The sequence below is a fragment of the Chitinispirillales bacterium ANBcel5 genome (assembly GCA_029688955.1).
Classification (GTDB): domain Bacteria; phylum Fibrobacterota; class Chitinivibrionia; order Chitinivibrionales; family Chitinispirillaceae; genus Cellulosispirillum; species Cellulosispirillum alkaliphilum.
In genome coordinates, this window is the sequence record JARUKZ010000004.1 from 90,818 (window position 1) to 114,273 (window position 23,456).

Here is a 23,456-nt window from a genome sequence, read left to right on the forward strand (position 1 = left end):
AGAATACTTCATTTAAAAAGGTTTTGTACCTCCGGAATGATAGGCTGCTTGTTCCAGTGGATTTCCAATGTTTTTACTGGGATGCGCTATAAAAAAGTATCTGATATCGAAAGGGTTACTGGATAGCATCGAAGTTATTAATCCCCAAATACCACCAAGCAGCCAAAACGGGATAAACCAGTCACGAAATATCATATATTGCCGGGTGTGGTAGAGTTCGTGCCCAAGCAGTGTTGAGAGATTGCCTTTCCATGTATTTACTGTAAATCCTAAAGTGGTGGCAAAGCTATAGTTTCCTCCAAAATTCCATTCGATATAGGGTGTTCCGCCCAGGAATCCAAGGCGGGTGTTGTTTCTAAAAATTGCAACCCATATCCCACTGAAAAGAAAGAATATTATAAGCGATACACCTGAGGTTATGAGAGTAAATGGAGCTTTAAGCGGAAAAATTAACAGTGACAACAAAAAACCCGCAGTATTCATTGATTTACCGATTGTGAGAGCAAGCCTGTCCAGTAGTGCCGTGATTATTACTGCTGCAATCATAAATAATGCACTCCACTGATACAACACCATTCTGTTAGAAAAGTCCCTAATGCCTGCCACTGAAAACAATCCAAAGAGGCCATGTGAGAAAATTAGCATAAATTGATCAATAGCATGGGGGGCAGGTTCTGTTCCTGTCATGAAAAAGTAGCCAATACAAATTCCAGCAAAAATACAGAACAGAAGCTCACTCCAGTTAAAAGCCTGGGATATAAGCATATTGAGAAGAGTTGCCGCCACAAGAGTGCAAGGCCAGAGAATCAAAATTACGAAAAGGTAATTATTCATGATCTCCACTCAAAAAGATTTTAATTTTAAAAACGATTTAAAAAACAGGTGAAATCTGAGAATCGAAAACAAAGAGAAATGAAACGATCGGAGAGAAAAACTAGGATGTGACTGATTGTATACTACAATATCTGTTATATAACAGGATTAAAGCAATAAAAAAATAAAAAAGTGCAGTAAAGAATGGTTAACTCGGTCTTTTTATCTGACGGAGAATTTAAAGGGTTAAAACTGAAACTACTGTACATCAGCAGGTACGTACGGTAGTGTGAGAGGCGTATGCGGTTGAGCAATATCCCTTCATGGCTTTTTCCAAATCCCCGCCAAAACATCTGAAAAACTTCCTAAATATTAGCCATCAGTGGTCGTAATTACCAAGAAATTACTGACCCATAAAAGATTGTTATACTGTGTCACAGGAAAGGATTCCGGATGTATAAATTTTTGATAATGGCTTTACTTGCACTGTACCCCATGGTGAAGATGGGATATTCTCAGGACACTGGCTCAGAGAAACTTCCTCAGGAAATTCTTAATTACTATTCAAATTATAATTATCTCTCTGGTATCAGGGCTGGCACACGATCACCAGACTCTACGATGCCCTCTGTTGAACAAATTGAATCAGAATTGATTGAATCAACACAGATTAAACAGTATAGAGGAAAAAGTGTTATTTCACCACCGGATGTTGGTGCAAAGGGCTCCGTTCTTCAGGCAAATAATCAGCTCAAAATAAGGCGGTATCAAATCGAAGATGACCAGATTACAGTGCATCTTAGATCCTATCCACTACGAAGCCATATGGCTTTTAACCGGGATGAACCTTTCCCCGGATCAAATCAGATCCACAGATGGCACAGGGACCAGGACGGCAACTGGATAAGGGAAGCAGCAATTATTGAGCAACTATAGTTGTAGTGCTCTGGAATCTCAGGAAATCAGTTTCCTGAGATTCTTTAATTCATCCTCGTTTAAGTGTAAACAGTGACTATCCGTGGGGAATGTCCTTGATTCAACTTCTTTACTATAGTTTTGAAAGCTTTGAAAAATATCGTCCTTAATATTTGCATAAGGTTTAACGTGCTTGAATACCTTAGGTGTCATTCCCAGCAGATCGTTTATCACCAATACCTGGCCATCGCATCTATTTCCGCTACCAATACCGATCGTGGGTATAGAAATACTGTTTGAAATAATTTCAGCAACTTCCAGAGGTATTTTTTCCAACACTATAAGAACTGATCCTGCTCGTTGCAGTTCAAGGGCACTCTGTAAAAGTTCGTATGCCTGAGTAGCGCTTTTACCAAATGTACGTGGTATACCATCATGAATTTGAGGATTGTAGCCAATATGTGCACATACCTTTATACCTGCTTGGCTAAGCTCTTTAACAATGTTTACCTTCTCAGCCCATCCTTCAATTTTTATGCAATCTGCACCACATTCCAAAAGACGTTTTGCATTAGACAGGGCAGAGGAAACGGTTCCAGTTGATCCAAAGGGCAGGTCTGCAATCAAAAAAGCGGAATTAATTGCACGTTTCACAGCTTTAAGATGGTGAGCGATATCATGAATAGTGACTTCCCTTTCGCTTTGATACCCAAGAACATTAGTCCCCAGGCTGTCTCCAACAAGAATGCTGTCTATATGGGCCTGTTCAGCTAATTGGGCAGTAGGGTAATCGTATGCTGTTACCATAGTAATTGGCACACGATTTATTTTTTTTTCTTTAAGATAATCGGCGGTTTTTTTTGACATAAACATCTCCAGAAAAGCATTGAAATATACATAATGGCGTCTGGAGATGGGAATAATGGTAGTGTCAAGGGTACATTGATTTAATGAGTTTATCGAGTAGTGTCAGAACCGAAAATTGCCTCTTCTAACTCTGGTGCATTGATAGAATCGGATCCAAAGCCACCTCCGCAGCCGGAAAAAACCACAGTAAGCCATAAAAGAATTAGTGAAGAGGTGCACAAAACGAAACGTAGGAGATTTTTAAAGCTCATCTCTCCTCCTCCTTGGTGGTGAGAAGTTTAACTGTAACCCCAGTTGAAGAATATGCCATCTGGTGCGCAATGTTTGGCCGAAGGGAAATTTTACTTTTGCATATAAAGCGGGCATTACAGGAAGATCGGTAAAAAGGTCCCTTTTGACCTGTATTTCATGAAAAAAGAAATCATTATCGAAAGTTACATTGTGGAACTCTCCATCATTTTCGCTTTGTAGTTGCTCTATAATGATATCTTCCCACTGATACCCTAACGCATAAATGAGTGTAAAACGGTTGAGCTGATATCTGACTCCCAATGAAACGGCGGTGCTGGGAAGGTAGATTGTTGGTTGAATTCCTGCCAGGGAGTCTTGATATACAAGGTAATTGTCTGATGGTGTTTGTAACCTTAGGGTGTCGCTTCTTGAGTACCTGAGCCCTGAAGACCATTGCCCCAGTTCAAGCTGTGCTATCAGTCCTCTCCAGGAAACATGGAAAATGTTTCCGGCAGCTATACCTCTGTAGTTATTGACCATTGCCGCCCGGCCACCGGTAAAAGTGGAGATAAAATCACCAAACTGTCTTCTGGTTGGATTACGGTTAATAGTGCTCACAAGAGAAATGCCAAAGGTTAGCGAGTCAGACCTGACATACTCTTCTACTTCTGCCATCTTTAAAGCAAAAGCATCCCGAAAACGTAATGTAGGGCACCCAAAATATAATCCATATACATCCGGACAACGGTCAACAGAATCAGGAAACCCATCCTTATCTCGGTCAAAATCTGAGCCAAGAGTGAGTTGCAGGTGGGTGATTACATCCGGCTGAACCAGAATTCTTCTAAATTTTGTATCATAGCCTCTTTTGCTTGCAGTAAGGCTGTGTAGGCCGGTTTTAAGTTCCAGAGTTTGTTTACCTGCATTACAGGGCACTCCCTCTATGCACACTAAAACATCTTCAGGAAAAGTAGAAATTTTTACAGTGCCATAGAGCCGTGAATAGGGGATATTGAAATAGGATACCTTTCCACCTTTGATGGTTACAGTTGTATCTATACTCCTGTATCTGCTACCCCCATCCCAGCGTACCCTGTGTTCACCATCAAGGAGTTTAAAAGAGTGACCCCTGAAAGTAGAATCACCTATCACAAATGGAGTATCAACCGGGGGATAGGGAATTACCAGTAACCCATGTTGTTCTTCTCCAATGATATGCAGAGTATCGAAATCAGATATCAGCTCGAATGAGGCACTTACAATGCTATCCTGGTAAACATTTATTTGTCGTCTGTTGAAATTATGCTTGGGAAGAAAAAGTTCAACTTCGTAAGTTCCTGGAATCAGATTTTCCAGTGTGTATGGCGTTTTAAGCCCGGTTTTTTTGCCAGAGAGGTACACATCAGCACCTGGCGGATTGGAGGTCAAAAAAAGAGAACCGGCAGGGCGGGTATTTGATCCTTTGAGGTTGTGCCAGTGCTGATCTCTGACAAAGAAAATGTCGCTATGCGCCATAACATAGATGCGCTGGTTATCAAAATAAACTTTTTCAATGTCCAGGCTGTGGTTGTCGGTGATATTTTGGTAAAATTTATACGTTACTATGTTCTGGAAATTGCTCCAGGCTGGGATATCAAAGCTGTAAAAGGGGGGAAAGGTATTAAAAGCATTTGTATCGATATATCCCTTATAGAGTTTATATCTCCCCTCTTCTTTTACTCTTACTACAAGCTCGCCCGGATTAATAGATCTTGGGATGCCGGAGAGTTCGGTGAGTGGTGCCGAACCTTCATTTTTAATCAGCATATCACGCGGTCGTGCAGAGTCTTCAGGTTCAGACTCAAATGAGGCTATCCTAAAGGGGTTTATTGGCTGAGAATCAGCTAATGAGATTAGTAAAATAATTAACAGACAGAGTATTTTTGTCATAATGGCCATTTGCTCATTTTTATTATTCGTTCGCTATTCGCTATAAGTTAAATAGCAATACCGGTACCTTTTCTAACCCCTTACTTAGGATTGGTGGGTATTTAATCCCCATAGGTTTACCCATATCCAAGTGACTCAATGATTTCTGCGACAGTTGTTGACGGTTTTTTCTCACCAAGTATGTTATTTAATTTATAAAGCTCACTGGCACAATTATAATAAATTGAAGGTTTTTTTACCAACTTGAGTATCTTTGAAGCCATTTTTTCTGGTTCGGTTTCATTTTGTATACACTCGGGCACAATTTCTCTGCCGGCAATTATATTTGGTAGTCCAATATGTGGAATGGTTATCAGAGATTTCAATATGTGGTAATTCAAAGTAGAAGTTCTGTATGCAACTACCATTGGTACTCCAAGGAGTGCGCATTCCAAAGATGCAGTACCGCTTGTGACCAGAGCTAAATCCGACTGGCTCAATTGCTGGCGCAGTGGACCGGAGAACAATTCAATAGTATCAATTTCAGAAACAGAAGAAAAGTGCGAATCGTGCAATCCCGGACATTTTGAAACGGTAATAATCGTCTGTGGATACTGTTTTTTTACAATCAAAGCTGCTTTTATCATAGGATTAAGCATTTTTGACACTTCCTGGCTACGGCTACCAGGTACAATCGCCAATCTAAGTGGCTGATCTGCAGTAGGGGCCGTTTTGGGAGAAGTGAGTGAATATCCCTCTTCAGCATTTGCTTCAATGAGAGGATTACCAACAAAGCTTACAGGAGCTTTATATTGTTTAAAAAAGTTAACCTCAAACGGAAAGATCACCGCAATGTGTGATGCTTGGGTTCCCAGCGTTTTGGCTCGCTTTTTTTTCCATGCCCAAACCATAGGAGCGATGAAATAAAGAACCGGAATGTTTAACTTTTTTGCTTCTTTCATTACAGGCATATTGAAGCCAGGGTAATCCACACAAACCAGGACATCCGGACGTCTCTGCTTTAGTGCATTTACCATCTGACGTTTTGCTTTGAGGAAAAAGCCTATGTGTTTGGCTACCTCTACAAACCCCATCTTATTAAACGGAGCGAAAGGAAATAGTGGTTCAAATCCTTCCCTTTGCATATTCGGGCCACCAATTCCCCAGGTTTTTAGTCCTTCAGATCGTTTTAGAAGTTCTTTGATTACAGGCGCACAATGTAAGTCACCGGATGGGTCTCCGGCTATAAATGCAATTGAACGAGGTGAAGCCATAGTGTATCCATTTTAAATCACAGCAAAATTACTACAGTAAAATATAGTCTTTGGTCAAAACAGTGTGTTTGGAAGTTTATCACTCTTTTTAATATCTTCAAGATATTTCTTTATTTGCGGCAGCCGGGAACGCTCAATTACAAGCACTGCATCATCTACGGTAATTACAGCTACATTTTTAAGACCAATAGCCGCAACAGAGCTGCTTGATTTATTAACGATCAGTGAGTCACTACACTCCTGTTCAAAAATATTATTGCCAGTTGCAGTTGTGTTATGGTCGTTATTGCCAAAAATTCTGCCAATCGATTCCCAGGAACCTATATCATCCCACTGGAAATTAACTGCAACAGCAGCCACTTCTTTGGAATATTCCATTACTCCAAAATCGATCGATTCTTTGCAACAATCCCGGTAGAATTGCTCGATAGCACTTTCGGTGAATCGGCAATCAGCAAGCGTTTCCATTTGTGATTTAAGCTGAGGCATATGCTTTTTAAATTCATCAATAATTACTGATGATCGCCACACAAACATACCGCTGTTCCAGAGATAGTTTCCGGAATCTTTAAATACTTGTGCCTTTTCCGGTGAAGGCTTCTCAACAAATCTTTTAACTCTGAATAATTCCAGCTCATCTTTTTGGCCCTCTTTTGAGTCCAGCTCTATGTACCCGTATCCAGTTTCGGGTCTGGAGGGTCTGATGCCAAATACGATAAGGCGCTGGGAATCCTTAGCAACTGATACCGCATATTGCGCAGCATCAATAAAAGCACTCTTAGGTGCTATGGAATGATCCGCAGAAACAACAACCATAACAGCATCTTCATACTGTTCTCTAATCCAGGCAGCCGCCAGCGCAATGGCCGGGGCAGTATTTTTCCCCTGTGGTTCACCGATGAGGATAACCTGATCGGGGTCGGGCAGAATGGATTCAATTTTTTGGGCGATAGTTGTACTGGTGATTATCAGTGGTTTTGTGTCTTGAGAGCACAAAGGTGCAATTCTTTCTATAGTTTCCTCAATCATGCTTTTGGGGCCAGCTATGGAGTGGAGCTGTTTTGGCATGGCTGATCGGCTCAGAGGCCAGAAACGCTCTCCTATACCTCCGGCTAAAATAACGGGAACCACTTTCATAGTATCTTCCATTCTTTTTAAAGTGCAGGAACCAGTTTTTGCTTGAGACTTTTCACTGTTCCACCAGGTGTACGGGGCAGTCCGATATCTGATTTGTGGTGGTTGGCTGAGTAGTGAAAATCAGACCCACCGGTATACGCCAGGTGGTATTTCTTACAAATCTTTAAATAATGACGTTCTGCAGCTCTGGGGTGCTCCGGATGGTATACCTCAATTCCCATCAATCCGTCACGGATAAACTCAGGTATACGCTCATCAACTTTAGTGACTGCAGGGTGAGCAAGTACCGGAATACCCCCGGCCTGTTTAACCAGGTCAAATACCTCTCGGGGCTGCATTTTTAGTTTTTCTACATAGGCGGGTAATCCATAGCCGATATATTTCTCAAAAGCTTCCCGAAAAGAGTATACGAGTTCCTCTTTTAACATCGCAGCAGCTATATGAGGCCTCCCAATAGCACCAAGCCCGGCTACACTCAGTACCGTATCAAATCTAAGGTCGACGCCCTGTTTGTTGAGGTTTGATACAATTTTTTGAGCTCGAAGGTACCTTGCAGCTTTCATCTCCTTTAATTTGTTGATAAGGGCAGGACAGGTAATATCAACATAATACCCCAGAATATGAATATCGGTCCCCTGAATATCACTGGAGAGCTCAACTCCCGGTATTACTTCTATACCCATTGATCTACCCAGCTGTAACGCTAAAGGATAGGCATCAGTGCAATCATGATCGGTAATCGAAATTGCAGAAAGTCCCCTGGCTACAGCAGCCTCCATAACTTCTTTTACGGTATATGAACCGTCAGAGAAAGTGGTATGTATATGGAGATCAACATATTTTCGTATTGATCCGTTATTTGGCAGCATCCTGTTAATCGTTTAGTAAAGGTATACAATTTTGTTCAAAGAACTAAAATAAGCAAATAGTGTTTTGATGGTCAAGGAAATGCTGATAATCTTTTATATATTTAGTAAGTATTGGGAAGAGAGGGGTATATGAGTGATAAAAATAGCGACGAATTCGAAAATGGATTGAGAGAAATTCTCTCTTCAGGGGGAAACTCATCAAAAGATAAGAGGAAAACGGGTAAAAAAAAGATGAAATTAGAGCCTAATGAGCCTGAAAAATCTCACATCAACAAAAAAACCGTAATTATCTATACAATTATTCGAATAATTGCGGCTCTTTTAGTACTTATATTTTTTATTATGTTTGTGTTACAGATATCGTTTCGATAATTCACCAACGATCAAAGTTGTTTTGAATGCGAAGTACTTTGAAATATTCCCAGGAGCGGGGGGATAACCTGTTACCCAATCTGTACAGATGTGCCTGCGCCAGGCGGGTGTTTCCCTGAATGCTGGCCTTAAAGGCTACATGGAAAAGGTAATTGGGGTTTTGGGGCTGAAGATGATTCCAGTGTCGTATAAACCCTGATTCAGAAATCTCATCCAGATAATATTTTGCGATCAGCCTTGGTAATGGGAATGGATGATGGCTATCAATGACGTCTCTAAAGATTGGTAAATTCAGCGTTTTTGCCTCTCGTGCCTTAATTTCTCCGGTTTTAATAGCTGAAAGCCACTTGTTTAAAGATCCTTCAGAGACTTCACGGTGCACCTTTTCATATAACGAGAGCGCATACTCATAAGAAAAATCGTATTCATAAATTTCTGCAAGATTCATCCAGGCTCCCCATACACCGGAAGTAACATCGTTTGTGTGTGCACATTGATTGAATATCTCTGCGGCGGCACTTATTCTACCCCGGTTCAGGTATGTTTCTCCAAGCAATGTACGGGCTTGAGTTTGTATCTGGTGCTGGGGGTAGAGGGCGATAATTCGCTCTGCAACTTCCTCCGCCTCCTGCAACAGACCTTCTTTGGAATAGTGCTTTAGGATTGAAAGATGGAGTTGTGCCCACATATGGATATATCTTCTGTTTAAAGGAGTATGGGCACTGATTATTCTCTCTGCTACCTGAAACTGATTCCTTCTGAGCGCTTCTGCTGCGGTTTTTAGTGCAGATGCTTGTACAGAGAAATTAACGGGGCTGTTTGAGTGGTTTAAGTCTATTGCTCTGTTTATACTATCGGCAATTGTATACTGCCCCAGTCTTCTGTAGGTTACTGCCTTTAAAAAGTTTTCTTGGGCTGAAAACTCTCCGTCCCTGGTAGCTAAAAGCGCACTTTTTTCCAGTGTTTGCAGGGCTTCGTTATATTGTCCCATTCGTATTTTGCAATCAGCGACTTTTATAAGCAGCTCTCTTCTTTTTTCTGGGTTGTTTTGTTGGATTAGGAGTCCCTCGTATTCATCCTTAGCGGCTTGAAAATCTCCTCTTTCCCAGAATCTCATGGCTATAAGTGTTGGGCTGGGTACAAGGGGGATAGATCTGCGATAGATACGGGGGTTTATAAAATCGGCAGTACCGTTGTTAACAAAAAATCCGATCTTTTCATGCCCTTCTCCTCTGGGCGGAAAAAAATCATAAATTTTAGCTATGTGTTGGTCGTTTATCGTGAGGCTAAGCGATTTATCTATTCTCTCAACAGTGACCCTGTTAATGGTTTTAAGTTGAATAGGATTATCAGTGATATCGGTAAAAAGAAAAGAGCTGTTAGGAAATGTGATCCCGGCTTCACCGGTACCGTTGCGGTTAATGTGTATACAGTAGGCATCATTGGGATTGTCGCCAAAGAGGAAAATACCAGCATTGAAGAGATCGTTTTCCACTGCACCGATCTCCAGATCTATTCTCAGATCTCTGTTGAATGTTTCATTTAAAAGAGCGTAGGATAAACCTTGAGACTGTGCTCTTAAATGTCCCTCATCAGTGACCCACATTGTGCCGGTTCTTCCATCTATATCGATAATAGACCATCGTTCGAGGGCCTCTGCTCTAATAAACTCTTCCTCATACACCAGTTGTAATCGTGAAAGCCCTCTTCTGCTTTGAATATAGCGACTGGTTAGAAACGCACTTGAAAATGCCAGAATTATTGCAAAAATGACCAGTGGAGCCCAATGCCTCTTTAAAAACCTTCTGCTTAAATACCACAGGGATGGTGGCTGAGCCATAACAGGTTCACCGCGTTGATACCGGTTTATGTCTTCCTTAAACTCCTGCATCGACTGGTATCGATTTGCACTATCCTTTGCCATTGCTTTGAGAATGATTGCTTCAACCTCTGAGGGCAACCACTGAATAATTTTTCGAGGTGGGGTAGGGTTCGCTTCCATTACATTGATAGTAGTTTGGTGCAAGTTGCTCTGATCCAAATAGGGGTTTTGGAAGGTAAGCATTTCATAGAGCATAATTCCAAGAGAGCAGATATCACTGCGATGGTCGACTCTGGCTCCTGTAAGTCTCTCGGGAGCCATATAAGCGGGTGAACCCATAATTTCACCAGTTCTGGTGATACCGGTGTCTTCGCTTTCTATTGCTTTTGCCAGGCCAAAATCGATAAGTACCGGTGTAAGACGGTCTTTCATTATCACATTATTGAGCTTAAGATCACGGTGAATAATTCTCTTGGAGTGAGCGTAGGCAAGTGCATCGGCCAGGCGTGCTATAATTTCCAAAACATCGACCAGCTTTGGTTTAGTTTCATGTAGAAAATGGTATAGGTTTTTACCCGGGATATACTCCATAGCCAGGTAATAGATATTGTTTTGGGCTGCTACTTCGTAAGTGGTTACGATATTGGGGTGGCTCAGCTTTGCCACCGAGTGCGCTTCAGAAAGGAAACGCTCTATGAAGCGATTGTTTAGAGTGATATTTGCAGGCATTACTTTGAGTGCAACTTCGCGTCCAAGATCAAGTTGCATTGCTCTGTAAACGACAGCCATACCGCCTCTGTCGATCTCTTCTATGATCCTGTACCTACCCACAGTTGAGCCTACGGGCAATATCGTCCTCCTTATGGAGGAAATCATATTTCGAATTCTGAATTTACCACCTTGGGACGGTTTGTTTTCAGGGTTAGTTTGTGGGTTGTTCATAGTTGATCATTTTATGTTGAGTCAGAGTATCCGTATCGGCTTGTTATTTTAAATTATTATCTTTTTCAGATAAAAACAATCAAATACATGTAACTCAAACTACCTTTATATTTTTGAGAAAGCAATTGATAAGTTTAAATGCTGTTTTCTAAAATTCTTAAAAACTCCTCTGGAATAGTGGCTTCAATTCGAAGAGTTTTTTTGGTGTGTGGATGTGGGAAAGTTAGCTTATGTGCATGAAGATAGAGGCGGTTAGGTATGGTTTTTTGGGAGAAAAGGACTTTATCAAGAGTACTGTCTCCATAACGGACATCACCGACAACAGGGGCCTTTAGGTAAGACATCTGAACTCTGATTTGATGGGTTCTGCCGGTATGAAGAGTCACTTCAACACGAGAGAGATCATGTTGATAGCTAATTAGTTTATAGCTGCTTTTTGACACTGCCCCCTTTTGATCAACGGTCATTTTCATCCCCGTTGCCGAGCGGTCAGAGCGTTTAAGGGTGGTGGTAACCGTGTCATGATTTTTAGGGGGGCGGTGGTGACATACAGCGATATACTTTTTTCCAAACTTGTCGCTTTGCATGGATTGGTGTAAAATACGTGTCACCCCCTTGTTTTTAGCCAGTAAAATTACTCCGCTGGTATCACGATCAAGACGGTGCACCAGTACCGGTGTTTGTGATTCAGAGCTGCACTCACCTTTGGAGATGAGGTAGGCAGTTGCCATATCGATGAGGTTGTCGTGATTTAGATGGCCGCTGCCGGAGTGAACGACCAGTCCGGCGGGTTTATTACAGGCAAGTATGTAGGGGTCTTCATAGAGAACGTGAAAATTTTTCTTGAAAAATCTGGTATTGATAAGGCTTTCAAGAGATTGATCAACCCTGGAAGCGGGTTTAAGCTCTGAGGGATCAATTTTTAACTGAAGACAATCACCTTCTTTAAGGCGGTAGTTTTGTTTAACTTTTTTCCCATCTACTTTAATTCCTCCCTTACGAATAAGTCCGTAGATCTCTGAGAGGCCAAGTAGAGGTAATCTTTTCCTGAAATATTTATCAATACGCGACCCGGCTTCATCCGGGCCGCATTTGAGCTCAACCACATTAATATCCGTTATAAAGTCCGCTAATCGATTTTCCCTGGTTGGTAAACATAATTGCTTTTGCAAAAAGTTCGGAAACAGAGATTACTTTCAGTTTTGGAAATTTCTTCTCTTCTGGTATGAAGATTGTGTCGGTTACGACAAGTTTAGATAATGCCGAGTTGTTCAGCTTTTCAGCCGCATCACCACTAAGCACAGGATGCACACAACAGGCCTGAATTTCAGTTACTCCAAGATCTTCAAGTGCTCTAACCACTTCCAGAATAGAGCCACCGGATGCAATTTCATCATCAAAAATGATAGCTCTTTTTCCTTTAACATCTCCGATAACGTGATGAATATATGGTGTTTCAGAATCGTCGCTTCTTCTTTTATCCAGAATTGCCATTGGAAGATTCATTCTGATTGCATAAGCTCCAGCACGTTTTGCGCTTCCTGCATCAGGGGCAACCACGACACAATTATCTGTACCACATTCTTCAAAATAGTCACACAGCAGTCTTCCTGCTAAAAGATGGTCCACCGGAACTCTGAAGAAACCCTGAATCTGAGGTGAGTGCAAATTCATCGTCATCACTCTGTCTGCACCGGCAGTTTCAAGCAAGTCGGCCATCAACCGTGCAGTAATTGAAATTCTTGGTTCATCTTTTTTATCTGATCGTACATAAGGGAAGTAGGGTACTACTGCAGTAATTCGAGCAGCGCTGGCGTGCTTGATAGCATCTATCATAATCAGCAGCTCCATTATACCATCATTAACCGGTGTACACGAAGGCTGGATTATGAAAACATCATGTCCCCTCACACTATCAACTATTTTTACTTTGATGTTTTCATTACTGAATCTGATTACTTCCCGTTCCCCCAATTCTATGCCAGCATGTTTGCAGATTGCCTGGGCCAGAGGAACATTTGCATTTCCCGAAAAGATCTTCAGTTTACCTGTCATTACTAATTAGCTCCATTCTTTCGCTCGTCCCACTCAAATGCTATATCCATCATCGTCTCAGAGATCAGTCTTGGTTGAGTGATCTCTTTGGGTTCAAAATAAAAATCGCCCTCTTCTAATGAAAGCATCAAAAAAATCGCTTCCCTGCCAGTTTCATTTCTATAAAAAGCATCGATTACCTGGCCTTTGAGGAAAGTCAGATACCCTTTTCTTCTTCCACAGTACACATGGAGTATACCTTCACGTCTGCCGATTTCAAGAAACTGAATAGCATCAAGCAAACTGGTATGTTTGAGGTTACCGCTGAAAACGAAGCTTGTGTTAAAGGATTGAGTTTGAGTTTGTTGAACATTTTTCTTGTGCATAAAAAAAATCCATGCACCACCTCCACAAACACCGCACAGCAGCCCAGATAATAAAAGCCAGACCGGAACTTCGAAAATAAACATAAATTACTCCCTCTGTTGAGAGCTGTCCTGAGGGTAGTTAATATAATCTTTTACACGGGTAACGTTTTCAATTCCTTTAATTCTCTGCAATCTTCTAAAAATCTGTTTTAATTGATTTCTGTTTCTGATTTCGATTCTAAACTTGCTTCTGGCTTGTTGGCTTATGGTTTTTATTGAGCCTTCAAGAACATTTGCTCCAAATTCTGAGTACACCTGGCTTATCTCGTGCAAAAGGCCCGGTCGGTCACCTCCTACCACTTCAAGAGAAACATGGTACTTTTTCTGCTCGCCTTCATCCCAGCGTACATCAATTTTGCGTTCCGGGTCAGCAGAGAAGAACTCTACGTTGGCACAATCGTCCCTGTGCACCGAGATCCCCCTCCCACGGGTCACAAATCCCACAATCGGGTCTCCCGGTATAGGATTACAGCACTTAGCAAAGCGAATCATTAGGTTATCATTTCCGCCCACCAGTATACCTTGATTGCGCCCGGTAAAAGTGCCCATAAGGCGCGATACCATATTGGATGGAACCGACTTTTTCACCTTACGAACTTTAAAATACTGCATCACTCTACTTATTGGTAGCTCACCATTACCAACCAGTTCATAAAGGCGATCGAGGTTTATCAGGCCAAGAAACTGAAGAAGACCGGGAGTATGGTCGTTAAACGAAGTCGTTGAATGGAGTTTTTTATAGGAAGTATGGACGATTTTCTTGCCAAGATCAATGCTTTCCTGTTTCCCTGTGTTTTTAAGCCAACGCCGTATGGCACTTCTGGCCTTTGGGGTTTTTACCTCTCTTAACCAGTTTATTGAGGGAGATTTTGAGTTAAGGTGGAGAATTTCTACTGTTTGACCACTTTTTAGTTGCTTGTTGATTGGTTCGATTTTGCCATCAATCTTGGCGCCAATACAGTGAAGACCCAGTTGAGTGTGTACAGAAAAGGCAAAATCAAGTACCGTGGCACCTTTGGGAAGCGAAATTAAATCCCCATTTGGAGTGAAAACAAATATTTCTGCATGAAAGAGATCGATTTTAAAAAATTCATAAAATTCGGTTGAGTCTGTAAGGTCTTTTTGCCATTCAATTAAATTTTTTAACCACACCAGAGCTTTATCATCTCTGCTCATCTCTTTTGAACCACTTTTGTACAGCCAATGTGCAGCGATACCATCCTCAGCTACTTGGTTCATCTCCCATGTACGTATCTGAAGTTCAACAATATGTCCCTGCTCCCCATAGACCGTGGTATGCAAAGATTGGTACCCATTACTCTTAGGGGTACTTATGTAATCTTTAAACCGCTCCTGAACCGGGGTCCATAAAGAGTGTATAATGCCCAGTACGTGATAACAATCTCTTATGGACTTGGTGATAACCCTGAGTGCAAGAAGGTCAAAAATCTCCTCAAAGGGTTTGTTGCGTTGAACCATTTTTCTATAGATGCTATAGAAATGCTTCGGTCTGCCTACAATTGTTGCCTCAATGCCCTCCTCTTCCAGCCTCCTTCGGAGCGGAAAAGTAAAATTATCTATTAAAGACTCTCTTTCAACACGGTTTGCAACCACCTTAGCTACAATGTCTTTGTACTCTTCGGGGTAGAGATGCTTAAAGGCAAGGTCCTCAAGCTCCCATTTAATTTTAGCCATTCCAAGCCTATGTGCCAGGGGAGCATAAATATCTAACGTTTCGGTTGCAATCGCCCGTATGCGATCGGGCTCAAGATATTTTAGTGTTCTGAGGTTATGGAGGCGATCGGCAAATTTTATGATTATTACCCGTAGATCCTTAGCCATGGAGAGAAGCATTTTTCGATACGTTTCGGCTTGTCGCTCCTGACGGGACTTCAGTTGAAAAGTGCTTATTTTAGTCACACCATCCACAAGAAGTGCGATTTCATCACCAAATTCTTCAGCCAGTGTTTCCTTTTTAATCGTTGTGTCTTCAAGCACATCATGAAGGAGACCGGCAGAGATAGTGACAGAATCAAGGCGCTGTTCGGCAAGGATCAGGGAAACAGCAGCCGGGTGGGCCAGGAAAGGCTCTCCTGATTTTCGTAGCTGATCTTTGTGGGCTTCCCAGGAAAATCTGAATGCTTTTTCAATCAGCTCTGTATGTACCTTTGGATTGACCTCTTTAATTTTGCTGAGGAATAATTCACAGGTCTGATCTAATGATGCTGATGGGAGAAAAAGCCCTGAATCCATAATAAGTTATTTCGTTTTTTTAGATGAAAAATTTCTTCCTGATTTTCTTACCCGGGCTAAAATATTTGCCTATAAAAAAATAGTGTTTCGATACCGCTAATAACAGCAGTATCGAAACTAAATGGTGACTACAGCTGGCTACTGTTGAGATGGGGAAGTATTTGCTTTTGATGGCTTAATCCATCAACTGCTCCTTTTCTCTTCTATAAAGATTTAGCTTGGATTCAACTTCTCCCAGCAAAAAGCGCAATTCGCTTGTTTTCTCAACAGCATCCTGAATCCTTTGCTCCTCAGCATTAAGGTTGGCCATCGACGCCTTTATGTCTTCCATCAGGAGATTAAGGCTGGAGATACGATTTTCAGCTTCTTTAATGAGTTGCTTTTCCTTTGCAAGGTCTTTAATTCGTTTCTCAACAGTGTCCATAGTAGTGGTGATATCTTCGACCTGGTTTCCAACCTTTTCGATCTCTTTAGCCTGACTGTTGATTGCTTCAATCTGCGAAGATGCTCTATCGATAATTCCGGTCAGGCTATCAATCTTGGATTGAGTTGAATTAACGAGATCCCGTCCCTTATCTATTGATTCTATGCGTATTTCCATATCCGAAACCACCGTGTCTACACTATCGATCCTGGCGTCAATAGCTTCAATCTTAGAAGTGCGTCTATTGATTTGGTCCATTTCTGTTTTGATGTTTTCCAGCAATTTTTCCACAGTAGCCAGTTCCTTCTCTGCGCGATTAATGTCGGTGCGATGTGAGTCTATGACCGTAATCTGCTCCTGACTTTCCTGTAGTATAGATGAGAACTGGTCTTTGTTTTGTTCTACATTTTCATTGATTTGGGTGATTTCGCCTTGGAATTCTTCAAGCTTGTTGTGAGCATCTCCTACCAGATCCTGCAGCTCTTTTCTCATAGTGCGAATATGGTTTTCTTCCTGAAGCAGAGTTTGTTTTTCTTCAGACAGTCGATGCATCATACTTTTAGCTTCAAGAGACTGAACGGAAATAGCTGAAAGTTGCTCAAGCACCTCCTCGACTTTTTTCTGTTCTTTAGAAAGGCTTTGAATTTTCATGTTTATGTCGCCGAGCAGGTAATTAAGCTGATCGAGTCTTTTTTCAGTTTTTTCGATCATCGACTTACGCTGCAGCTGAGTATTAATTCTGTCATCGATTTCGAGCACCATTGTGCCAAGATTTTCGATTTTTCTTTGTACCTCTTCGATAAGTTTGGCTTTATCCTCAGTTTGGCGTATTTGCTCCTCAGCGCCATCAGAGATTAGTTTAAGTTCTTCGATTCGATTGGTAACCTCCTCGATTTGACTTTCATGATCCTGAAGGCTCTGAATTTTCTGCTCTACTATATCGGCATTGGTGAAAAAGGTGTCGATACGTTCATTGGTGGAATCAATTTCCTCGCGATGAGCATGGAGCGTCTCTTCTTTGCTGCAGGTATCTTCGACAAGAGTTTTTATATCAATCAGTTTTGACTCGAATGCCTCAATTTCTTTCTCTTTATTCACAACGATGTCTAATCTTGAATCAAGCTCGTCAATTTGGGATTCTGTAGATACGATGCGCTGATCCATTGCATCTATTGCCTCCCACTCCTTACTTACTTCTTCAATTTTACGTTTCACTTTATCGAGTGATTTTTCATATTCCAGCACCTGGTTGCGACTGCTTTCAACCATCTGGCGATGTTTATTAAGCGTGTTTAGAGTCGCTTCGGTATTCTTAGAAATGGTGTGAATTTCGTGCACTTTTTCGTTCACCTCATCAATGTGCTTGCTGTGGCGCTGAAATTCAGTAAGTCTGCCATCGAAACGAAGATCCAGCGAACGAATGTCTTCTATCTTATGATTCATCTCTTCCATGAATTGTTCAAAGTGCCGTATCTCATTAATTGAGGTTTGGGACTGTTGGAGCATAGAGTCGATGCGAACAATATTTTTCTCTGTTTTTTCCAGAGAATTGAGTTTGGTTTGCAAGTGTTTGAGATTGGAATCGATACTCCAGGTAAGGGCGTTAAGCCTTCCCGCCTCTTCGTTTGCTTTTTCAACCACAAGTCTTTGAGCCTCAAGAGCTTTAATTTTGGATTTCACATACTCAGAAAGGCTATTGAGATTGTCCAGTTTCTCTTTAAGTAGCCTGAAACGCCCCATCTCACTTTCAACGCTTGAAAGTTTAGTGTTGATGTTATCAACCTCTTCGTTTAACTCAGAGAGCTTGTCCCTTGAATGATCAAACTCATGTTCACGGGAGTTTAATTGTTGCTCAAGTTTGGCCATTTTCTCAAGGGCGCTATTCTGCCGCTCTTCAATTTGGTCAAGATGTTTAAAGCTCTCCTGTAACAACTCACCCTCCGGCGTTTTAAGCCTCTCAAGCACACTGTCCAGCTTTGAACTTATGTTGTGGATATAATCCTCTCCAGAGCTTATCTTCTCAAACACCTGCTCCATGCCCCTTATCCTGCTATCAAGATTAAGAGCAGTCTTCTCAAAAGCCTCCAATCGATCCGAAAGCCCGAGGGCAGATTGCATATTCTCTTTCAACTGATCGTATCTGGAGTCCATCTCTCCCATACTGCTTCTAAGTTCAGTAAGGTTTTGGCTATCATTTTGAATCAGAGACCGTTCATTTTCTGCTGAAGCAAGAAGGGAGTGCAGGTCAGCCTTTTCTTCCCGGCTGTTTCTGAGAAGATCCTGAATCTCTGAGATATGTTCTTCAAGAGTTTCTGCAAGTTGCTGTGGATCTTTAATCTCTTTTCTTCTGGAAAATATCATAAGAAGAGCTCCTGTTTGGGGAAAGTAGATTCCTGGGTTATTTTCCACTCCCCATTATCATTAACGAATATTAATCTTTTACCATTCACGAAGCGGTTGAGATTGGTCGAATAGATCTGGGAAAATTTAACCGTCGCTTCTGTTTCCGAAAGTTCTGTTAATACGAAGTGGTCTATTTCAATCTCTATTACATCATATAGATTGAAGGTTCTGACCTTTCTTTCTCTAAAAGAATTCCAGTGTTCCCGACCACTTCTAAAAACATTGGTGCTGTAGAAAGTTGTGTAGTGCTCTATGTCCATAGATTCCCAAACCCCTTTCCACTCCTTAACCAGATCATAAAACATTTCTGAATGCTTGTTGTAGTCATGTACCAGCTTGGTGTTTCTGTTTATCATACGCTCAAAATAAGTAGTATCAAAAACTGGTACATGTTCGCCACATACTATAACTACCGGAATGCCATATCCTGCCTGAAGAAAAGAACCTAAATCAAGCACATCATCATTTGCTATCGCAAGACATCCGGCGGTGAACTCTGGTGGGGTGTTACCTAAGTGACTTCCATGTATCCATATTCCACTTCCTGTTCTGTTTGCTTCAATGTCCCAGGGGTTGGGGTAATCCAGCACATAGGCAAGGGGCCCGTATAGGGGGGTAAGTTCATGGTTACCTTTTCGACCGATTATAAAATAGAGTCCCTGTGGAGTTTTTTTATCCCCCTCTACCTCCTTGGGACCTTCTACTTCGCCGGTGGCCATGGGGTATTCACGCACAACATCCCAGCCATTTTCCACTCTTTGGATAAGAAACAGTGTTGCCACGTTTTTGTCGGCAAAAATAATATGATCCGAGAATGAAGTGTCGGGGATCGATGCCACAAACGCTTCATAAGGTTCTAAATCTTCTTTTTGAATCGAATCCTGCTTTTTCGTTTCCAGGTCCAAAACATCATCATAACTATTTTTTTCTATAGTAGGAGAAGCTACCTGTATGGAATCTGTTGCTTCAGGTTCATCTTTTAGGGCCATTCTCTCACTGATCCGTTGTGGAACACTTAGGACTGTGGTATAGATTTGAGAAAATGGTATAAATGAAATCGCTTTCCACAGAAAAAAGATGCTCAGAAGCCCTATCCCTAAAAGAGAGCCTATAAAGATCACCCTCTTAGCTTTAGTCTTCACCTGAGCTACATTGATCCATGGAGTATGACTATAGGCACGGGATATATCACGCGCTTTTCGCCAGGTTTGATACCTGAACTGTAGTTCTTTGTATTTATAGATCAGATATAGTTTAGCTTTTTGCCACATGTTGTGTCATGCTTAAAACTGAATAAAGAGCAAAAAAAGTTTCAGTTTCAGGCGCATTGATCCCTTCTTTTTTTAGATAATTACGATGCAAACTGTTGTTAAATATAATAACTGTAATTATATCATTTATTTAACAGTAGTGGCATTATTTTTTTTCTGTGATTTATAATCTGATTTAATTAGGAACTTCATTACCTGTTCTATTGTGTTTCTGTCAGGCGTATTGTTGTAAGAAATTATATAAGTTTTTGAATTTTCGTAATATTTAGCATCTTTTTTCTCAAAAATAGCAATATTTTTAGCTGATAGCATAGTTGATATAGCAAACAGAGTGCTTTTTCCTGTAATAATCGTGTCGGAAAGAGAAATCAGTGCTGCAGCCCGGGGTAAAGAGAGTTGGGGAATTACTTTGAGATTCAGCTCACTTATCCAGGAAGGTGTTTGCTGCTCGGCACATAATGCATCGAAAGCAAATAGCGAAAACCTGCAATCTTTTTTTATACATTTTATAAGCTCCATTATCCACCCCTTATCAAATGTAGATAAAAGGTAGGGAAGATCAATTCCAAGAAGGGGCGAATTTTGTGAAATAGAGTGTTGTTTTAGCAGATGCTCTATATCTTTAAGGGTCGATTTAGCAACAGACCATTTAATCTTTTGCCTTGTATTTCCCAGAAGCTGTGTTAATGCTCTATTTTGCTCAAAGATGTTTGCCGTTTCAGATTGGTTTTTTAGCTGAATGTTTAAAAATGGTGCATTATAACCATCTCCAAAACCAATTCGGGCAGTAGCACCACTTTTGGCTGCCAGATACAGCTGACACAGCTCAGGGGTTTTGTCGAGCACAATGCATAGATCAAATTTTCGCTTTATTTGCTGACATAAAGATTTCCACTGCTGGGTAAAAAGCTGTTTTTGATCCTCTTCATAGCTTAATATATTGCTTACTTTCAAAGAAGAAAGAAGTGTTGAAGCTTTTTTTTCACACACAAGCGTAATCTGGGCGGAGGTGAATTTTGAAGTAAGCATTAAGATCGTATCGATCTGAAATGCCACATCTATTGGGTTAGAAGGGAGTATAATGAGAAGAGAATCAGCAGAATTTAGGCTCCGGGGGATTACAACCTCTGGTATTTTATATATTTTTAATAGATATTTCGATAAGAGGGCTTTTGAATGCTTCTCTCCAATACTATTAAAAAAAACTCGTCTTAAGATGCTGGATTTTTTTGCTTTATTTTTCATTTAAGTGTAAAATCAGATAAAAGATGTATAGGACTGAGAGTATCTATGAAAAATAGCTACATTTCCAATCACATTGCAAATGCAGCGCTGGTAAGAAGATGAAAATGTTTGTTAAGTTGATAAAAATTTTATTACTAATAACTTCTGTAGTGATGATTACAGCGTCAGTTTCGGGAATTCCTGAGGCATTTCTGGGAGAAGTAACTAAATCAGATTACATACCGGTTTTAGCTGTTTTAGGGTTATTGATTACTGTTTTTTTATCTACTCTCAGGCGCAGAGACCCTCAGATAGGTGCTGCTACACTGGTGTTTCTTTGTGCATGGGCCATATTTAGCTTTTCTGTGTTTTCTCCGGATCCGGTGTATAACACAAGCTTTATCTTTTTGTACCTGGTACTTATTGTTTCATCCGCTCTTTTAAACAGGCATTTAGCCTGGGTGTGGGTAGTATCGCTATTTTTTATCTATAAAATAAGTGTTCTTCTATATAACACCTCTTTTGATATCGTTCTGTTCTATTCGATAATATCCGAAAAGCTCCTGATTCGTTTTCCGCTAGTTGCAACACTGTGCATGAGCGGATTTTTGCCGTGGTTTTTTTTACGTAGAACGGCTGTAAGGCATACAGTAAAAAGGGAAAAAGCAAAAACAGGTGGTACAAAGGCAGCTAAGAGCTCAGGGCCGGAGGGTATCCCTTCTTCATCAAAAAGTGACAATGTGGTAATTGAGGCGATAACCAATGATTCAAGCCATAAATCCCTAGAAGAATTGTTGTCCAGTATCGTTTATTTTGTGAGCAGAAACTTTAAAGCCTATTCATCGATGGCCTATATCTATAATCCAGCCAAGAAAGTTTTCAGACTCAACTCGTTTCAGTCTAAAAGCATATATATTCTTCAAAATGCAATAATTCCTGCAGGTCGGGGTGTACTTGGGAATCTTGGAAGTAACAAACAGATCTTTATGAGTGGAGATATAAGTCTTTACCACTCTGATATGGGGTATTACTCAAAACCAGAGCCTGTGAATTCCATACTGGCTGCTGCAATAATTTCCCAGGACGGAGAGCTTCTGGGGTGTCTTGTTTTGGACAGTAAAGATAAAAACGCATTCAGAGATCAGGATAAAGAACTTCTTAAAAGGTTTACAAAGATAGCTGCCGCTTTGATTACAAACGTAAGAATGAGAGTGTTTCAGGAGCGGGCTGCAACAACGTTTCAAATTTTTTATGAAATGAGTCATAAGTTCACAACAGCACTTAAAAAAGATGACGTATTTGATATCCTGTTTGAGATGGTCCAAAGAATCACAAACTGTTCACGAACCATGATTATTCTGCTTGATGAGAAAAAAAGAAAAGCTGTTGTTCACAAAGTCTGCGGTGAGGGGGACGAAATCCCCGAAAATTTTGAGTTTCCAATTAATGCTGGTCTATATTCATTTGCTATTCAGAAAAACCGGGTTTTAAATATACCGGATATGCAGGCTTACAAAAATGATAAGTTTTTCCGATTCTTTGCTGGGGAACCCACCCCTGACAACCTCAACTCTCTTCTCCTTTTACCGATAACAGATGATGAGAAGCGCTGTACTGGTTTGGTATCTTTAGAAAGCAAAGAACTTAACTATTTTTCTGCTCACATACAAAAGATCTTAGCAACTATGGTAGAAAATGCATCCGTTGCTTTTACTCGTGCTCTTTTATATGAATGTATGGAGAAACTTGCCACAACTGATGGGCTTACAGGGCTGAATAATCATAGAAACTTTCAGGAAATATTGACAAGAGAACTTGAGCGAAGCAGGCGTTACGGACATACGCTCTCGCTGCTGCTGATGGATATTGATCACTTCAAGAACTTTAATGATACCTATGGACACCCTGTTGGTGATCTTGTGCTTAAAGAAATTGCTGCATGTATACGCAATTCCGTGAGAATTAATGATATTCCTGCACGGTACGGAGGCGAGGAATTTGCGGTAATAATTCCCGAAACACCGGAAAAGGGGTCCTTGTCGATTGCTGAGAGAATCAGACAATCCATAGAAGAACACGTTGTAGTAAGTGAAAATCACCGACTAAAAGTTACAATAAGTGTTGGGTGTGCAGTGTTTCCATTTCATGGTGAAACCCAGCAGCAATTAATCGATAATGCCGATAAGGCACTTTACTACTCTAAAGAAAATGGAAGAAACAGAGTAACCCTTTGCAACAAGAAGGTAACCCTTAAATCCTCCTAAAGTGC

18 protein-coding genes are annotated in these 23,456 nt (G+C 40.9%); 3 read left to right on the forward strand and 15 right to left on the reverse strand.

What is annotated here, in order from left to right; genetic code table 11:
- Positions 1 to 12 precede the first annotated feature (12 nt).
- Positions 13 to 834, reverse strand: a complete 822-nt coding sequence (locus tag QA601_03375) for a hypothetical protein (protein MDG5814104.1) — start codon at positions 832 to 834, stop codon at positions 13 to 15.
- Between the two features lie 432 nt (positions 835 to 1,266).
- Between QA601_03375 and QA601_03380 the strand changes: the two genes are divergently transcribed.
- The gene (locus QA601_03380; GenBank protein ID MDG5814105.1) at positions 1,267 to 1,749 is read left to right on the forward strand and encodes a hypothetical protein; all 483 of its coding nucleotides are present in this window, start codon (positions 1,267 to 1,269) and stop codon (positions 1,747 to 1,749) included.
- 18 nt (positions 1,750 to 1,767) lie between these two features.
- Here QA601_03380 and panB read toward each other — a convergent pair whose 3' ends face one another.
- From panB to QA601_03410, 6 genes are all read right to left on the reverse strand, one after another.
- The gene (gene panB, locus QA601_03385) at positions 1,768 to 2,595 is read right to left on the reverse strand and encodes a 3-methyl-2-oxobutanoate hydroxymethyltransferase (GenBank protein ID MDG5814106.1); all 828 of its coding nucleotides are present in this window, start codon (positions 2,593 to 2,595) and stop codon (positions 1,768 to 1,770) included.
- 89 nt (positions 2,596 to 2,684) lie between these two features.
- Positions 2,685 to 2,846, reverse strand: a complete 162-nt coding sequence (locus QA601_03390; protein ID MDG5814107.1) for a hypothetical protein — start codon at positions 2,844 to 2,846, stop codon at positions 2,685 to 2,687.
- Complete coding sequence (locus QA601_03395) at positions 2,836 to 4,755, reverse strand: PEGA domain-containing protein (GenBank protein ID MDG5814108.1); 1,920 nt, start codon at positions 4,753 to 4,755, stop codon at positions 2,836 to 2,838. Before QA601_03395 ends, QA601_03390 begins: the two co-directional genes overlap by 11 nt.
- Positions 4,756 to 4,871: 116 nt before the next feature.
- Entirely contained in the window at positions 4,872 to 6,008 is a 1,137-nt protein-coding gene (gene lpxB, locus QA601_03400) for a lipid-A-disaccharide synthase (GenBank protein ID MDG5814109.1), read from the reverse strand.
- Between the two features lie 54 nt (positions 6,009 to 6,062).
- Entirely contained in the window at positions 6,063 to 7,145 is a 1,083-nt protein-coding gene (locus tag QA601_03405; GenBank protein ID MDG5814110.1) for a sugar phosphate nucleotidyltransferase, read from the reverse strand.
- A gap of 17 nt (positions 7,146 to 7,162) precedes the next feature.
- A complete protein-coding gene (locus QA601_03410) occupies positions 7,163 to 8,014 on the reverse strand; it encodes a PHP domain-containing protein (GenBank protein MDG5814111.1) in 852 nt (283 codons plus the stop codon).
- Between the two features lie 129 nt (positions 8,015 to 8,143).
- On the opposite strand from QA601_03410, the gene QA601_03415 reads away from it, so the two are divergent.
- Positions 8,144 to 8,386, forward strand: coding sequence for a hypothetical protein (locus QA601_03415; protein MDG5814112.1), 243 nt, complete (start codon positions 8,144 to 8,146; stop codon positions 8,384 to 8,386).
- A 1-nt stretch (position 8,387) separates the two neighbouring features.
- Here QA601_03415 and QA601_03420 read toward each other — a convergent pair whose 3' ends face one another.
- The 8 genes from QA601_03420 to QA601_03455 form a co-directional block, all read right to left on the reverse strand.
- Entirely contained in the window at positions 8,388 to 11,057 is a 2,670-nt protein-coding gene (locus tag QA601_03420; protein MDG5814113.1) for a serine/threonine-protein kinase, read from the reverse strand.
- Between the two features lie 227 nt (positions 11,058 to 11,284).
- On the reverse strand, positions 11,285 to 12,256 hold the full coding sequence (locus tag QA601_03425; protein MDG5814114.1) for an RluA family pseudouridine synthase: 972 nt from the start codon (positions 12,254 to 12,256) through the stop codon (positions 11,285 to 11,287).
- A gap of 1 nt (position 12,257) precedes the next feature.
- Positions 12,258 to 13,205, reverse strand: a complete 948-nt coding sequence (locus tag QA601_03430; protein ID MDG5814115.1) for a ribose-phosphate pyrophosphokinase — start codon at positions 13,203 to 13,205, stop codon at positions 12,258 to 12,260.
- Positions 13,206 to 13,207: 2 nt separating this feature from the next.
- On the reverse strand, positions 13,208 to 13,654 hold the full coding sequence (locus tag QA601_03435; GenBank protein ID MDG5814116.1) for a DUF4388 domain-containing protein: 447 nt from the start codon (positions 13,652 to 13,654) through the stop codon (positions 13,208 to 13,210).
- Positions 13,655 to 13,657: 3 nt separating this feature from the next.
- A complete protein-coding gene (locus tag QA601_03440) occupies positions 13,658 to 15,865 on the reverse strand; it encodes a bifunctional (p)ppGpp synthetase/guanosine-3',5'-bis(diphosphate) 3'-pyrophosphohydrolase (GenBank protein MDG5814117.1) in 2,208 nt (735 codons plus the stop codon).
- Positions 15,866 to 16,040: 175 nt separating this feature from the next.
- Positions 16,041 to 18,650 carry a hypothetical protein gene (locus tag QA601_03445; GenBank protein MDG5814118.1) on the reverse strand — a complete coding sequence of 870 codons (2,610 nt, stop codon included), beginning with the start codon at positions 18,648 to 18,650 and terminating at the stop codon, positions 16,041 to 16,043.
- Complete coding sequence (locus tag QA601_03450; protein ID MDG5814119.1) at positions 18,647 to 19,963, reverse strand: L,D-transpeptidase family protein; 1,317 nt, start codon at positions 19,961 to 19,963, stop codon at positions 18,647 to 18,649. The genes QA601_03445 and QA601_03450 overlap by 4 nt, the downstream gene beginning before the upstream one ends.
- 126 nt (positions 19,964 to 20,089) lie before the next feature.
- On the reverse strand, positions 20,090 to 20,953 hold the full coding sequence (locus QA601_03455) for a glycosyltransferase family 9 protein (protein MDG5814120.1): 864 nt from the start codon (positions 20,951 to 20,953) through the stop codon (positions 20,090 to 20,092).
- Between the two features lie 359 nt (positions 20,954 to 21,312).
- On the opposite strand from QA601_03455, the gene QA601_03460 reads away from it, so the two are divergent.
- Complete coding sequence (locus tag QA601_03460) at positions 21,313 to 23,451, forward strand: sensor domain-containing diguanylate cyclase (protein ID MDG5814121.1); 2,139 nt, start codon at positions 21,313 to 21,315, stop codon at positions 23,449 to 23,451.
- Positions 23,452 to 23,456: the final 5 nt, after the last annotated feature.

Excerpts from the sequence above, each read along its gene's own strand:
- QA601_03375 (MDG5814104.1), bottom strand. The coding sequence starts at position 834 with ATGAATAATTACCTTTTCGTAATTTTGATTCTCTGGCCTTGCACTCTT.
- QA601_03380 (MDG5814105.1), top strand. The coding sequence starts at position 1,267 with ATGTATAAATTTTTGATAATGGCTTTACTTGCACTGTACCCCATGGTG.
- panB (MDG5814106.1), bottom strand. The coding sequence starts at position 2,595 with ATGTCAAAAAAAACCGCCGATTATCTTAAAGAAAAAAAAATAAATCGT.
- QA601_03390 (MDG5814107.1), bottom strand. The coding sequence starts at position 2,846 with ATGAGCTTTAAAAATCTCCTACGTTTCGTTTTGTGCACCTCTTCACTA.
- QA601_03395 (MDG5814108.1), bottom strand. The coding sequence starts at position 4,755 with ATGACAAAAATACTCTGTCTGTTAATTATTTTACTAATCTCATTAGCT.
- lpxB (MDG5814109.1), bottom strand. The coding sequence starts at position 6,008 with ATGGCTTCACCTCGTTCAATTGCATTTATAGCCGGAGACCCATCCGGT.
- QA601_03405 (MDG5814110.1), bottom strand. The coding sequence starts at position 7,145 with ATGAAAGTGGTTCCCGTTATTTTAGCCGGAGGTATAGGAGAGCGTTTC.
- QA601_03410 (MDG5814111.1), bottom strand. The coding sequence starts at position 8,014 with ATGCTGCCAAATAACGGATCAATACGAAAATATGTTGATCTCCATATA.
- QA601_03415 (MDG5814112.1), top strand. The coding sequence starts at position 8,144 with ATGAGTGATAAAAATAGCGACGAATTCGAAAATGGATTGAGAGAAATT.
- QA601_03430 (MDG5814115.1), bottom strand. The coding sequence starts at position 13,205 with ATGACAGGTAAACTGAAGATCTTTTCGGGAAATGCAAATGTTCCTCTG.
- QA601_03435 (MDG5814116.1), bottom strand. The coding sequence starts at position 13,654 with ATGTTTATTTTCGAAGTTCCGGTCTGGCTTTTATTATCTGGGCTGCTG.
- QA601_03440 (MDG5814117.1), bottom strand. The coding sequence starts at position 15,865 with ATGGATTCAGGGCTTTTTCTCCCATCAGCATCATTAGATCAGACCTGT.
- QA601_03445 (MDG5814118.1), bottom strand. The coding sequence starts at position 18,650 with ATGATATTTTCCAGAAGAAAAGAGATTAAAGATCCACAGCAACTTGCA.
- QA601_03450 (MDG5814119.1), bottom strand. The coding sequence starts at position 19,963 with ATGTGGCAAAAAGCTAAACTATATCTGATCTATAAATACAAAGAACTA.
- QA601_03460 (MDG5814121.1), top strand. The coding sequence starts at position 21,313 with ATGTTTGTTAAGTTGATAAAAATTTTATTACTAATAACTTCTGTAGTG.